The 14,408-nt window shown below is 62.8% G+C and carries 8 protein-coding genes; 6 read left to right on the top strand and 2 right to left on the bottom strand.

The genetic code is table 11. The features are described 5' to 3' along the window. Window positions 1-10: 10 nt before the first annotated feature. The gene (locus tag O3W47_RS01430; protein ID WP_269312763.1) at window positions 11-2,836 is read left to right on the top strand and encodes a condensation domain-containing protein; all 2,826 of its coding nucleotides are present in this window, start codon (window positions 11-13) and stop codon (window positions 2,834-2,836) included. Between the two features lie 202 nt (window positions 2,837-3,038). Here O3W47_RS01430 and O3W47_RS01435 read toward each other — a convergent pair whose 3' ends face one another. Next, window positions 3,039-4,385 carry a condensation domain-containing protein gene (locus tag O3W47_RS01435; RefSeq protein ID WP_269312764.1) on the bottom strand — a complete coding sequence of 449 codons (1,347 nt, stop codon included), beginning with the start codon at window positions 4,383-4,385 and terminating at the stop codon, window positions 3,039-3,041. Between the two features lie 60 nt (window positions 4,386-4,445). After that, on the bottom strand, window positions 4,446-8,894 hold the full coding sequence (locus tag O3W47_RS01440; RefSeq protein WP_269312765.1) for an amino acid adenylation domain-containing protein: 4,449 nt from the start codon (window positions 8,892-8,894) through the stop codon (window positions 4,446-4,448). A gap of 81 nt (window positions 8,895-8,975) precedes the next feature. Here O3W47_RS01440 and O3W47_RS01445 point away from each other — a divergent pair, with 81 nt between their 5' ends. The 5 genes from O3W47_RS01445 to O3W47_RS01465 all read left to right on the top strand — a co-directional run bounded on the left by O3W47_RS01445 (window position 8,976) and on the right by O3W47_RS01465 (window position 14,307). Then, entirely contained in the window at window positions 8,976-10,151 is a 1,176-nt protein-coding gene (locus tag O3W47_RS01445; protein WP_135398476.1) for an isochorismate synthase, read from the top strand. Window positions 10,152-10,169: 18 nt separating this feature from the next. Next, complete coding sequence (locus tag O3W47_RS01450; protein ID WP_269312766.1) at window positions 10,170-11,795, top strand: (2,3-dihydroxybenzoyl)adenylate synthase; 1,626 nt, start codon at window positions 10,170-10,172, stop codon at window positions 11,793-11,795. A gap of 96 nt (window positions 11,796-11,891) precedes the next feature. Further along, complete coding sequence (locus O3W47_RS01455; protein ID WP_269312767.1) at window positions 11,892-12,761, top strand: isochorismatase; 870 nt, start codon at window positions 11,892-11,894, stop codon at window positions 12,759-12,761. Between the two features lie 13 nt (window positions 12,762-12,774). Further along, on the top strand, window positions 12,775-13,530 hold the full coding sequence (gene dhbA, locus O3W47_RS01460) for a 2,3-dihydro-2,3-dihydroxybenzoate dehydrogenase (protein WP_269312768.1): 756 nt from the start codon (window positions 12,775-12,777) through the stop codon (window positions 13,528-13,530). Between the two features lie 63 nt (window positions 13,531-13,593). Beyond that, the gene (locus O3W47_RS01465; protein ID WP_269312769.1) at window positions 13,594-14,307 is read left to right on the top strand and encodes a 4'-phosphopantetheinyl transferase family protein; all 714 of its coding nucleotides are present in this window, start codon (window positions 13,594-13,596) and stop codon (window positions 14,305-14,307) included. Window positions 14,308-14,408: the final 101 nt, after the last annotated feature.

Consider the following 14,408-nt stretch of genomic DNA (forward strand, 5'->3'; position numbering starts at 1 on the left):
GGAGAGGACCATGGCAGCAGACAATACGCGTATGCTCGCACGTCGCATCGAAGAAACTTTCGACAGGGGGGATGCAGCCCCGCCGAGCCAATACGAAGAACGGGTCTGGTTCGAGCAGTTTCAGGATCCCGATCAGGTCTTCCGCGCCCTTCTCGCCTATCGCATCGGTGAAGAGTGCGATCTGCTGCGTCTGACTTCGGCGCTGAAGACGGTTTGCGAGGTCTGGCCCGAGCTTCGTGCACGCTTTGCCTTCGGCGAGGACGGCACGCTTGCCAAGAGCATCGAGGCCCCGTCCGCATCCATCGTGCAACTGCTGCATGTTCCATCGGCGGGCGAGGCCCTGACCTTGCTGCACGACCTGCAGGCAAGGCCCTTCGATGCCGAGACCGACCCGCCGTTTCAGGCCGTCGTGCTCTTAAGCGAAGGAGAAATCCTGCTCGCATTTCTGGTCCACGGCCTGCTCGGCGAAGTCCTTTCGCCGCAAATCCTGCTGGAAGGCATTACGGCGGCCTATGCCGGTGAGACACCGAAACCGCTTTCGCCGCGCGCGGTCGAAAGCGACAGTGTCGACCCGCTTCCGCTCGACTGGCTGCAACGTCCGGCCTCCGGCTCGACCGTCGTGGCGCTGCGGCAAAACGGGATCGACAGGCCGGCGAGCGATAGCCACGGCGTCGATCTTCCCGCCACCCTGCTCGGCCTCAACAGCTCCACGGCGACGAATGCGCTTCTGGCCCGCGCCGGATCGCGTTTTGCCCTTTTCCTGGCAAAAACCGGCGGTCCCGAGACCGTAACCTTGCGCCTGCAGCCCGGTACCGGTGCTGCGATGCCGATGTCAGCCGAGGCTGCGGCACGGGTAGCAATCTCCCGCGACCAATCGCCCGAACAGGCTGAAAAAGCCGTGCTGTCCGGTCTGGAGCAGCGAAACGACAATGAAGGCGGAACCGCCACCTTCACGCTTCAGGCGCTTGCGACACCCGTTCAGGCCATATCGGAGCATGGGCTCCAGTTTGAGCACCTGCCCCTGCCCTCCCTGCAATCCGGTCTCGGCCTGACGCTTGCCGCCGGTCCGACAACCGTCGGCGATATCCGTCTCGAATTGACGGGCGGCAGGGAGACATCGCCGCATGCGACGGCCTTCCTGCTGGAGCGCTTCGTCAGCCATCTCGAAGGCGGCGCGGATTTTTCCGGCATCGTCCCTCAAAACGCCGCGGCAACAGCCCTTTCGCCCGCAGCTTCCGTTCAGAACGACGACGACACCGTCGCAACGATCCTTGCGGAATTCCGTGAAGCGCTCGTCTCGCCCGACATGGGGCCGGATGACGATTTCTTCGATTTCGGCGGCCATTCGCTGATTGCGACGCGCATCATCGGACGTCTTCTCAGCAATCACGGCATCGAGCTGCGCTTCAACGATCTGTTCAGCTACCCGACCGCCGCTTCGCTCGCAAAACAGGCGACCCGGCTCGAAACCGCAGCACCCGCGCAGGCCGAGGCGACCGCGAGCGGCTCGCTCACCGCACCGCTTTCGCTGGCGCAGATGTCGCTCTGGAAGGCCTATGCCGCTTTCGGCTTCGGCGAAATCTTCAACATTCCCTTCGCGCTCGATTTCCTCGATCCCGTGGATGAGAATGCCTTCGAATGCGCCTTCCTCGATATTATCGAGCGCCATCCCGGCCTGCGGACCCATTTCTACGTCGAAAACGATACGGTTCTGCAAAAGATCGTGCCGATGCACGACCTGCCCGGTTACAAATGGTTCTGGACCAGCGACGAAAGCCAAGGTGTGGACCGGCACGCGGAAGCCGGCTGGCGGTTCGATCTTGCGCGTGAACTGCCGATGCGGCTGCGCTTCCTTAAGGATGCGCAGACCGGCCGCCAGGTGCTTTCCTTCCTCTTCCATCACATCGTGCTCGACGAATGGTCGGTGAACCTGATGATGGACGAGCTGACCGAGGCCTATCGGGCAAGGGCGGCGGGCAAGACCCCGGTCTTTGCCACCAAGCCGGCGCCTTTCCATGAATTTGCACGAAAACAGGTCGCGTCAGGCGTCAATACCGGCCACCTTGCCTATTGGACCGATATGCTGCGGGATGCGCCGAAAGGCCTTACCCTCAACGGACAGGGCGGCACGCCGCACGAGGCGCCGCAGGACGAAGCACCGGCGGGCGGCTGGATCGAATTCAAGCTGGAAAAACATGTCAGCGACGGGCTTTACGCCATTGCCAAGCAGAACAGCGCATCGCTGTTCAACGTGGTTTACGCCGCCATTGCCGCATCGCTGCGCCATCTCGGCGGGTTGAGCGATCTCGTGGTCGGCACCTCGGCTTCAGGCCGCACCGATAGCGGTTATTTCGATACGATCGGCTATTTCACCACGGTTGTCGCCCATCGCGTGCGTTTCGGCGAGACCATGACCGTCGGCGACCTGATTTCCTCGGTGAAGAACACCATCAACGGCTCGCTGGAACACAGCGAAATCCCGATCGATCTCGTCGAGGAAGCGCTGGGCATGACGCCCGGCCGCGACCATCTGTTCGAGGTCTTCATCCAGATCCACGCCAAGAACAAGCTGAACGGCACCCTTGCCGGGCCGGATGGCAAGCCGGTGGAGTTCCGCCAGATCGACCCCGACAAGCATGAATCCATGCTGGGGCTGCAATTCGAGGTGATGGAAGAGACGATCGGCGGCGAGCGCTCCATTCGCGTGCTGATGAGCTACCGTTCGGATCGCTACGGCCCGCAGGACGTCGAGCGGCTGCGCGAGACCACCAGCGGCGTCTTCAGCCGCTTTGCCGAAGCCGGCGCTTCGAGCCGCGTGCTGACGACACTCGCCTGAGCTGGAATTGGGCAAGGAAAACCCGGCTTCGCCTTAGCGGAGCCGGGTTCAATTTGTTGGCAAAATCCTGAAAGCCCTTCTCCGTCATGCTCGGGCCTGTCCCGAGCATCTGCAACGCCTCGACTTATTGGACGTGATTAGATCCTCGGCACAAGGCCGAGGATGACGTGGAGTATAGGGGAAGCGTTATCGGCCTTCCCCCTCAAACCGCCAGACGGAATGCCGTGGACGCCTCCGCCGCCGCAAGCGTCAGCGCCTCCTCGCGCAGCATGGCGTCGAGGAACAATGGCAGCTCCTCGCGGTAACGGGCGAAATCCTCCGCTTGCGTCAGCGCTGAATCCGCATCGATATGCAGGTTCAGCTCGCTGCCGTCATCTTCGCCACGGAAGGTCAGGTTGAACCCGTCGCCGGGACCATTGGCAAGGATGTGCCTGACAACGGTAAGCCCGGCAAAGACCGGCGCGCTGAAGGGCAGGACATTGATGAGCGGCGAGAAGAAGAAGCGCCGGCCCTTCGGGATTTCACGGTCGGCGGCGATCTGCTCGATGCGGTAGCGGCCATGCAGGCGCTGCTTTCGCAAATTGGCGGCGTTGCGCGTCAGAAATGCGCCGAGGCTCTCGCCCGGCTCGATGGTGAGATGGAAGGGCAAAATATTGACGAGCATGGCCGGCATATGCGCGCCGACGCTGCCCCAGCGGCTCATGAAAGGCAGCCACAATGTCAGCACATCGCGGTCCGGCCGTGGCAGGACACGGTGGAGATAAAGGCCGGATAGCAGCACCAGAAGGTCCGGCCAGCCGATCTCCATTGCGCCCGCCACCTGTTGCAACCGCGTGCTGAAACCCTGCGGCAAGGCCGCGTCCGTATGCAGGCCGCCGCCGCCATAGTCCTCGCAATCCTTGTCCAGCACCGGCAGATCGGCGGGTGCGGCGAGATAGGCCGCCCAAAAATCGCGGTCCTTTTCAAAACGCCGGCTTTGCTTATAGGCATCCTCTTCGGCAAGGAAATCGCCGAATGGGTGGAAATCCGGACCCGCTTCGCCCTTGCCGCAATAGTGCCCGTAAAGCTGGCCGCAGCGCTGCTCGACCAGCGTCAGGCCATAACCATCAACGACGATATGATGGGCGCGGATATACCAGAGGTAACGATCGTCGGCGATACGGTAGAGCAGCTGCGCCGAGAGCCTGTCGGTTCTGAGATCGAGCCTTGCTTCCACATCCGCGTTCATGCGCCGCAGCGCTTCTTCCAGAGGGGCGGAATCGCCGCGAAGATCGACAAGCTCCACCACCGGAGCATGGCTTGGGTCGCAGCATTGCTGCGGCGTCTCGCCGTCGTCGCCGATGCGGAAACGGATCGACAGGACTTCGGATTCGCGCACGGTGCGTTTGATCGCCTCGATGAGCGCGCCTTCATTCACCGCACCGGAAAGGTCGATGTAGTGGGCGACGGTGGAAACCGGCTCGTCGGGATGGAAGGAAAACTCCTCCCAGAAATCGAGTTGCGGCTGCGTCAGTGGAAGCCAGCCGCCGGCAGGATCGATATGCGCCATCTGTTTTTCCTTGCACAATTTCCGTTATCGGACGCGAAGTACCGCCCGAAATGATTGGGTTCACGCCGCCCGGGCGGCCAGGAGCGAAGTCACCTGTCTGGCGTTGCGGCACCGCAGAAGCTGCTGCGGTGTGAGCTCCACGCCGAAGGCGGTGCGGATTTCAGCCGAGACGGTTTTCAGATGCGAAGGCAGAAGACCGAGCGCCAACAGGTCGCTGTTTGCATCCACATTCGCAGGTTTTTTACCCAGCACGCCGAGATAGATATCCAGCACCCGGCGGTCGCCCTGATCGGCGGCGGGGGCTGCGGGTGCGGAGATTTTTGCCGGTTCCGCGGCACCGGTCAGCAATTCGCGGGCGCGACGGCGATCCGGCTTGCCATTGGCCGAGAGCGGCAGATCGTCGACCTTGAGAAACCGGCCGGGCACATGCGATTCCGGAAGATGCTGGCGGGCAAAATTGCGCAGATCGGCGGTCGGGAGTTCAAGGCCCGGCGCAACGACGTAAAGCACGCCGATGGCCGCCTCGCCCTTTTGTTCGATGCCGTAATCCACCACCAGAACGCGTTGGATGGAAGGATGGCGGATAAGCTCGTTTTCCACATCCGGCAGCGAAACGCGCACGCCGCGCACCTTGACGTAACCATTGACGCGGCTGGCAAACATGATCTTGCCATCCGGCCGGTAACGGCCCCGGTCTCCGGTGCGGAAGGCGCGCACGGGGTTTCCTTCCGGATCGGCAACCGTCACGAAATCCGTCTGGGTAATCGTGCCATCTTCGAGATAGCCGATTGCCACATTCACGCCGGCCGTATGGATGCGGCCAACGACACCGGTCGGGCAATGGCCGCCCCGATCGTTGAGGACGAAATATCGATTGGCGGGCAGCGGGTGGCCATAGGGCACGGCCGCCACATCTTCCGCAACGATCTCGTGCCAGATGCTCCAGATCGTGGTTTCCGTCGGCCCACCGAGCGATATCAGCCGCAGGCCGGGCTTCAATCTGCGAAGCTCTTCGATGATCATCGGCTTGATGTAATCGCCGCCCTGCGCGACGAGCCGCAGCGATGAGAGCTGGTCGCCACGGCGGCAGGAGAGAAGCATTTCGAGGATGGCCGGCACCGAGCACCAGAGCGTGACGCCATGCTCGGCCACCAGCTCGTTCCAGCGCACCGCATCCTTTTCCTCTCCCGGTTCCGGCAGCACCAGCGTCGCCCCCGCGACGAGTGCGCCGAAAACATCGAAGACGGACATGTCGTGATGCAGCGGCGTGACGGAGATGAACACATCGCCATCCGTCACCGCCCATTCCGCAAGCGTGCTGCCGATGACATTGGCCGTGGCGCGGTTGGAAAGCACGACGCATTTCGGCTTGCCCGTCGTGCCGGAGGTATAGAGATAATAGGCAGGCTCCTCGCTTTGGGAAAGCGCCGCCACCTCCGCCATGGTAACGGGTGCGCCAGCCGGTGCGGGCGCGGACAGAAGCTGCGCCGGATCGACAGCGTCGAAACCCTGCGGAACGCTGCGGGCGACGATGATCGCCGGGCGGCAGTTGGTCAGCAGATAGCGCAGGCGGTCTTCCGGCGAGCCGGCATCGACCGGCACCCAGACCGCACCCATCAGCGCTGCGGCAAGCGTGATGGCCGTATGGTCCAGGCTGCGCGGCAGGCACACGGCCACGACATCGCCGCGGCCGATGCCGCGCGCCCTGAGGCCCGCCATCGCCCCTGCCACCATCTGACCGAGTTCGCCATAGGCGATACGCCGTTTGCCGCTGACGAGCGCCGTGCGCGACGGGTCGCCCTCGAAAATATGGCCGGCGATCCGTTCCAGAAATGGCGGGCAGGCAAAGTTTCCTTCGTCGCCGTTCAGCCGGTAGTGGGACAGGTCGACAATATCGCGTGTGTTGAAGGAGAAAGTGCCGCTATCCGCGATCCCGGCAATCGCGCGTTCGATTGCCGCGAGAATATCCGCCACCGTCGCCGCATCGATCGCCTGCTCGGCATAGTCGATATCGAGGACGAGATCGCCCTGCGGATTCTGCGAAAAGCGGAAATCCAGCGCCACCTGCGGCGTCTGCGTAAGCCCGCCCGTCCATTGCATCGTCGATTCGGATGAAAGCGTCGGCCAGGTCAGACCGTTGGTGATCACCACCGGCAAGGCGAGCCCGCCCGGATTGGCATTGAGAAGCACACGATTGAGATCGATACCCGAAAAGGCGAGATGGTTCAGCCCTTCCAGCACATCCGTCTGGAGGCCTGCCGCCCGCTCCGCAAAGCTATTCCTGGCCGCATCCCATTGGACGGCGATGAAGCTGGAGCGGTTGGCGAAGGCGCCTTCCACCTGCGGCGCGACGGGAATGCCGACGACGAGCGCGCCTTCGTTGAGCCAGAGCGAGAGCACATCGAGGATAACGGCCGTCAGCGCCGAATTCTTGAACAGCCGCTCTTTCGCACCGATGCGCGAAAAGGCGGTGAAACGCGGCTTTTCGACAGTCAGGCTCCGGCGGCTGTAACGCGAGGCGGGAATGGTTTCGAGCGGCGCTTTCCACGGCAGTTGCGAGGGCACCTCGGCATCTTTCAACTTTTCAGCCCAATAGGCGGCATCCCCGGCACGGGCCGCCGAGATATCCTCCTTCGGCGTTCCGGTCGTAGCGGCGGCTTCTGGCGGCACGACACCATCGAAGAGTTCCGCCGCGAGGCTGGCAATGGCCCGCCCATCAAGGATAAGCGCGTCGAAACGCAGGAAGACCACGACCTTATGCCCCGTCGGCCCGGCATCGGGCATAAGAAACACCGTGACCTGCCATGGCGAGGCTGCGAGATCGAAATGTGCATGGGAAAAATCCCGTCGCACCGTGTCGATCCTTGCCTCGGCTTGCGAAAGAGACAGGGCCGAAAGATCGACGAGATCGAGATTGATCTTCGGCTCATCGGCGACCATCTGCACCAGCCGTCGCTCGTCGATGCGGGTGCGCAGGCTTTCATGTCTCGCGACCATCGCGGCAAGCCGCGACCGCAGCAGTTCCGGGGCGATATCGCCGCGATATTCGCGGAACTCCTGCATCGCCACGCCGCTCAGCGGCAGATGGGTGCCGCGCCCGAGCAGATAGGCCTGTTGCAGGGGTGAGAGAGGACGTTCCATGAGTTTTCCTTTTGCCTCGGCTGTCGTTTCCGACCGCTGCGCGACCAATCGCTCCACGCTTTCGCAAACAAGATCGGGGCTCTCGGCGATCCGGCGAAGAAGAGCGACATAGGTTTCGAACAGGGCGCGCAGCCAGCGTTCCGGCAGTGCATCGAGCCGCACATCCCAGTTGATCAGCAGACCGCCATCCACCGCCGCCACCTGCGCATCCAGCGCGACCCCCGACCCCTGCGAGACGGTGTGGACCATCGGACCGAACACCCGCCCGACCCGTTCCGAAAACAGCTCCCCGCCCGGAAGATCTACCCCGGCGGTGAAAACCACCGGCGAGGTCTGCAAACCACCGCGCTGGCGGGAGAGATCGCGCATGACGCTGACGCCCGGATAGGACTGGTGTGCGAGAAGCCCGTTCATCTCATCGAACAGCCTGCCGAGCAGCGCTACAAGCGTTTCTTCAGGCCTGATATCGACGCCGAGCAGGAGCACGTTGGAAAATTCGCCGACGATCTCATCGACCCCTTGCACCAACGGCGCGCGCCAGAAACCCGGCACGGAGAGCCGGAATTTTTCCGCCCCCGACGCCTGCGACAGCGCCAGTGCGAAAACACCGAGCAGAAGGGTCGATGTCGTTACGGAAAAACGCCGCGCTGTCCGCTCCAGGCTGCTACGCTCCGCCGCTGAAAGCAGCGTGGCGAGCCGGTCCGTGTGAACGGCGCGCAAGGGGTCATCCGACAGAAACGGCAGCGGCGGAGCGTCCGGAACATCGGCAAGCCGTTGCCGCCACCACAGGCGGTCCCTTTCGCGCAAGCCCCTCAAGTCCGGGTCGGACATGAGACGTTCCGCCCAGTCGAAAAACGACGGCGTTACCGGTTCGACAGTTCGGGTTTCGTCTGCGCCTGACGCCGTCTCGTAAAAACGGGCAAGGTCTTCCATCACGATCCGCACGCTGGCCGGATCGACGGCCAGCATGTCTGTGTCCACATGCAGACGGCAACGCCCTTCCGGCAACAGGCTGAGCGAGATCGCCGCCGGTGCGGCAATGCGTAGATCGGCCCGGCGATGGCTCCATTCCTCGCGCTTCGCCTCAAGACGGCGTGCAAGCGCCTCCGAATCGAGCGCGGTCATGTCCTCCACATCGAGGCGGAGCAGCCGGCCGGCAGGATCGACGGACTGATGGCCTTCAGCATCGATCCTGAGGCTCAGCATGGGGTGACGCCGGCAGAGCCTTTCCACGGCAACGGCCAGTTTTTCCGCATCCACCGCCTGCCCGTCGAATTCGAGGTAAAGATGGGGCGTAACTTTCCCGAGTATTCCATCCGCCTCGCGGCCGACCCAATAGGCCACCTGCATGGGGGTTAAATTTAGCATGTGAATTTGAACCGGTTGACAAAACATGATTAGCATACTCAAGTATAAGCCATCGTCAACCACTCGCACAGGAGGCATCCCATGAAAACGGGAGCACTCAGGACGAATGACGTCGAATCCGACGAAATTACTGAATTTAATAGAGAATTTCTGTTTACTTCCGGCAGCGGGCAATTGCGCGCCAAGGGCATTCGCGAAAAAATAGCGATTCCCGCCCGGGGCGGCGAAGACATTGCCAGCCCGCTGCAGCAGGCACTGGCCGGCGCCTTCGAGCGTGCGCAGCGGGAGGGCGAGCAGAACCCCATCGCCATCGGCGCGATCCCCTTCGATGTCAGCGAACCTTCATGCCTGTATATTCCATACAACTATGAATGGAATTCCAAGGATGCAGAGCCGATCGTCGCCGATTCGGCCATGCCCGCCCTTGTCGGCCAGAACAGCCTGCCGGACGAGAGCGGTTTCAAGCATGCCGTCGAACATGCCATCGTCAATTTCCGCCATTCCGAAGTCCGCAAGGCGGTGCTTTCCGTCATGCGTGAACTGACCTTCGCCTCCGAGGTCAATGTCGAAAGATTGCTGGCTAGCCTCGCCAAACAGAACCGCGAAGGTTACCAGTTCCGCATCCCGCTGCCCGATGGCGGCGACCTGATCGGCGTCAGCCCGGAACTCCTGATTCGCAAGCAGGGCGAGAAAATCATCTCGAACCCGCTGGCGGGATCGGCAAAACGCATGGTCGATCCGGCGGCGGACAAGGCCAATGCGGATCGGCTTTCGGCCTCGGAAAAGGACCATTACGAGCATAGCCTCGTCATCGAGGATATCCGCTCGCTGCTTTCGCCGGTCTGCGCGGAACTCGATGTTCCCGAAAAACCCTCCCTCATCAACACGGCGGCACTCTGGCATCTTTCGACCCGCATCGAAGGCCGTCTCGCCGATCCGGAAACCAATGCGCTACAGCTTGCCTGCCTGCTGCACCCGACGCCAGCCGTCTGCGGCTTCCCCACCGAGCGCGCCCATCGCCTCATCCGCTTCGTCGAGCCTTTCGAGCGCGGCCTCTTCACCGGCATGGTCGGCTGGACGGATTCGCAAGGAAATGGCGAATGGGTGGTGACCATCCGTTGCGGCACTGTGCAGCGGGAAACCGTGCGGCTCTTCGCCGGTGCGGGCATCGTGGAGGCCTCGGAGCCCGAATCCGAATGGGCCGAGGTGCAGACCAAGCTCAAGACCATGCTGAACGCCTGCGGTCTTTCTGCCTAATTTTTCCAGGGACAAACCATGACAATCGAATTCCAACGCTGGCCCGAGGATTTCGTTCGCCGATACCGCGAACGCGGCTACTGGATCGACCGGCCGCTGAGCGGCATTCTCGCCGAACAGGTGGAGCGCCGGCCGGACGCCACAGCGCTGATCTGCGGTAACCGTCGTTTCAGCTATGCCGATCTCGACCGGCAATCCTCCAATCTGGCTGGACATCTCTCCGCCGCAGGCATCGGCAGGGGTGATACGGCGCTGGTGCAATTGCCGAACATAGCCGAGTTCTATCTCGTCTTTTTCGCGCTCATCAAAATCGGCGCCGCCCCCGTCAATGCGCTTTTCAGCCATCGCTGGCTGGAAATGACCTCCTATGCGGAGCAGATCGCGCCGAAGCTGGTGATCGCCTCTCGCATCCACGAGCTCTTCGCCGATGACACATTTGTGGAGGCGCTGAAGGCGGCCTCTCCAAAGCTTGCCGTGACCCTGCTGCTTGGCGAAACCGATCCGCAGCGCAGCCTGGAGCAGCGGCTGGCGTCGCCTGCCGAAAATCCACCGGCTTACGCCCCTTCCGCCGCCGATGAGGTGGCGCTGTTCCAGCTTTCCGGCGGCAGCACCGGAACGCCGAAACTGATCCCCCGGACGCATAACGACTACGACTACAGCGCCCGGGCCAGCGCGGAGATTTGCGAACTTTCGCCGCAGACCCGCTTCCTCTGCGCCATTCCGGTGGCGCATAATTATCCGATGAGTTCGCCCGGCGCGCTCGGTGTGTTCCACGCCGGCGGTGCGGTGGTCATGGCCGCCAATCCGGAGCCGCTTGCCTGCTTCGATCTGATCGAAAAACACGGCGTCGATATCGTGCCGCTGGTGCCGCCGGCGGTGGCGCTGTGGCTGCAGGCGGCTCCCGCCCATCGCGAACGGTTGAAGTCGCTCAAGCTCCTGCAGGTCGGCGGCGCAAGCTTCGCCGAAGCGCTCGCCCGCCAGGTGCCGGAGGTCTTGGGGTGCGACCTGCAGCAGGTGTTCGGCATGGCGGAAGGCCTGGTGAACTACACCCGCTTCGGTGACCCCGACCATATCGTCTTCACCACGCAAGGCCGGCCGATCAGCCCGGACGACGAGATCCGCATCGTTGACGAGGACGGCAATGACGTGCCCGAGGGCGAAGCCGGCATGCTGGCGACCCGCGGCCCCTATACATTCCGGGGCTATTACCGCGCCCCCGAACACAGCGCCCGGGTCTTCGACAAGGACGGCTTCTATTATTCCGGCGACGTCGTGCAGCGCACGCCCGAAGGTTATCTGCGGGTCGTTGGCCGGGTGAAGGACCAGATCAATCGCGGCGGCGAAAAGGTCGCTTCGGAAGAGGTGGAAAACCTGATCCTGCGGCATCCGGACGTCACCCATGCGGCTCTGGTGGCGATGCAGGACGAACTTCTCGGCGAAAAAAGCTGCGTCTTCGTCGTGTCGCGCAATCCCGCGCTCAAGGCGCCGGCCATCCGCCAGCATCTCGCCGGTCTCGGCGTCGCGGATTACAAGCTGCCGGACCGCGTGCGCTTCATCGAGGCCATGCCGCTCACCGCCGTCGGCAAGATCGACAAGAAGCGCCTGCGCGACCTGCTGACGGCCCCCGTCGCCATCAGCGCCTGACAAGCAGCGCCAATCGAAAGGGACGCTCAAAAGGGCGTCCCCAATTCCAAAGATTACGTGCCGCCCAAGCCGGCGCAGAAAAAAACCGAGGTCATCATGACGATCCCCACCATTTCCGACTATCCGATGCCGGTCGCCGCGAGCTTTCCGGCCAACAAGACAAAATGGCAGCCCGATGCGAAACGCGCCGTGCTTCTGATCCACGACATGCAGCGTTATTTCCTGCGGTTCTACGAGGCCGACGGCAAGTTGATGACCACCCTCATCGACAATCTCGCCAAGGTGAAGGCATGGGCCGTAGAGAACGGCGTGCCGGTCATCTATACCGCCCAGCCACATAACCAGCCGCCCGGCGACCGTGCGCTCCTGAACGACATGTGGGGACCGGGTCTCACCGTCGTCGATCCCGAATTGCAGAAGGTGGTCGACAAGCTCGCGCCGACGCCCGACGACGTGGTGCTGACCAAATGGCGCTACAGTGCCTTCCAGCGTTCCGATCTTGCTGAGCGCATGAAAGGCTGGGGCCGAGACCAGATCATCGTTGGCGGCGTTTACGCCCATATCGGCTGCATGATGACGGCGGTGGAAGCCTTCATGAAGGATATTCAGCCCTTCATGATCGGTGACGGCGTCGCCGATTTTTCCGAGGCCGAACACCGCATGGCGCTGCAATATGTGGCGACGCGTTGCGGCGTGGTGATCGACACCGCAAGCCTTGTCCGCGCGGGCGAGGCCACCGGCACCCGCGAATGGCTGAAAGCCCGAGTCCTGCAAATGGTGGAGGATGAAAGCGATATCGATCCCGATGAGAACCTGATCTTTTACGGGCTGGATTCGCTGCAGGTGATGAAGCTTGCCGGCGAACTGAAGGAACGCGGCGTCACCGTCGGCTTCGATGAGCTTGCCCGTGTGCCGACACTCTCCGCCTGGTGGGCGCTGATCGAAGAAAAGCGGCTCGCAGCCTGAGCGGACGGACAAGATGACGCAACAGAGATTTACCGGGCGGCGCGTGCTGGTGACGGGCACGGCCCAGGGCATCGGCCGCCGCATCGCCGAACGTTTCATCGAGGAAGGGGCCGAGGTCATCGGCCTCGACCTTCTGGCCGACACAGTGGAGGCCCCCTTCCGCCAGATCGCGCTCGACATCACCGATGCGGCGGCAGTGGAGACGACCTGCAAAACGATCGAGAGCGAATGGGGCGGACTTGATATTCTGGTCAATGCCGCCGGCATATTGCGGCTCGGCGACAGCGAAAGCCTGACGCCGGCGGACTGGAAAGCCTGCATGGATGTCAACGCTGGCGGGCCGTTCTATATGCTGCGGCAATGGAGCGGCGCCTTCAAGCGACAGCGGCGCGGCGCGATCGTCAATGTCGGCTCCAATGCCGCCGTCGTGCCGCGCATCGGCATGATGGCCTATTGCGCTTCCAAGGCGGCGCTGGTCAGCCTCAGCCATTGCGCCGCCCTTGAGCTTGCGCCCTATGGCGTGCGCTGCAATGTCGTCTCTCCCGGCTCCACCGATACGCCGATGCTTGCCGGCATGTTGAGCGATCCTTCCGGCAAGGAACGGCTGGTCGCCGGCCTGCCCGAGCAGTTCAAGCTCGGCATCCCGCTCGGCAAGATCGCGAGGCCGGACGATATCGCCGATACGGTCCTGTTCCTCGCCTCCGATCAGGCCGGCCATGTGACGATGCAGCAGATCGTCGTCGATGGCGGCGCAACGCTTGCGGCCTGAACGGGAGCGGGAGGGCGAAAAGCGTGAGCGCATGATCTAGGCCGCTGGATGAAGGTGACGGACATGGCCATTGCAACGGCGTTTCATCGCAAAGCCGTCTCCGGCGATCCACCGGAGGCCATCTGGCCTTGGCCGGACGACAGCTGCGATTGCCATTGCCTCACCCTTCGTTACAGCGCCGATGAGGGTTGCGGCGGCGAGGTCCCTCCCTTGCCGCCGCAGCTTTTACACGCCCTGCCCAGACGCAAGGCAGAATTCGTCGCCGGGCGCAGATGCGCGGCCGAGGCCATCCGCCGCCTCACCGGCCGCTCCACCTTTCCCGGCATGGGTGAGGACCGCGCGCCGCTCTGGCCCGAAGGCGTGATCGGCGCGATTTCCCACAGCCATGAGCGGGCGATTGCCATTGCCGGCTCTTCGGGGCGGTTCCGCGGTATTGGCATCGATATTGAAAGGCTCCTGACCGAGGAGGAGGCCCGCGATATCGCCACGCAGGCCCTGACGGAGCGTGAACGCCACAACCTCGGCAACGCCATCGACCCCTTCATGACCGGTCTGATTTTTTCGGCGAAGGAAAGCCTGTTCAAGGCGCTTTATCCGACAGTGAAACGGTTTTTCTTTTTCGAGGCGGCGGAATTATCCGGCTTTGACGACAACGGCTCGGCCTCGCTGCGGCTGACCGCCGACATAGGCGGCGAATGGCGCAGGGGAACGGAGATTGCCTTCCGTTTCTGCCGCTTCGACGGCTTTCTCGTCACCCGCATCCTGATCGGGCGCTGACGAAAAAAGCCGCCCCGCGGCAGGGAAAATGACCGCCGATACTGCCGTTTCCGTCATCCGCATGAAATATTGGGACGGTAGGCACCTTGCTGGAATGATTC

The organism is Agrobacterium sp. LMR679, from assembly GCF_027157905.1.
GTDB lineage: Bacteria > Pseudomonadota > Alphaproteobacteria > Rhizobiales > Rhizobiaceae > Agrobacterium > Agrobacterium leguminum.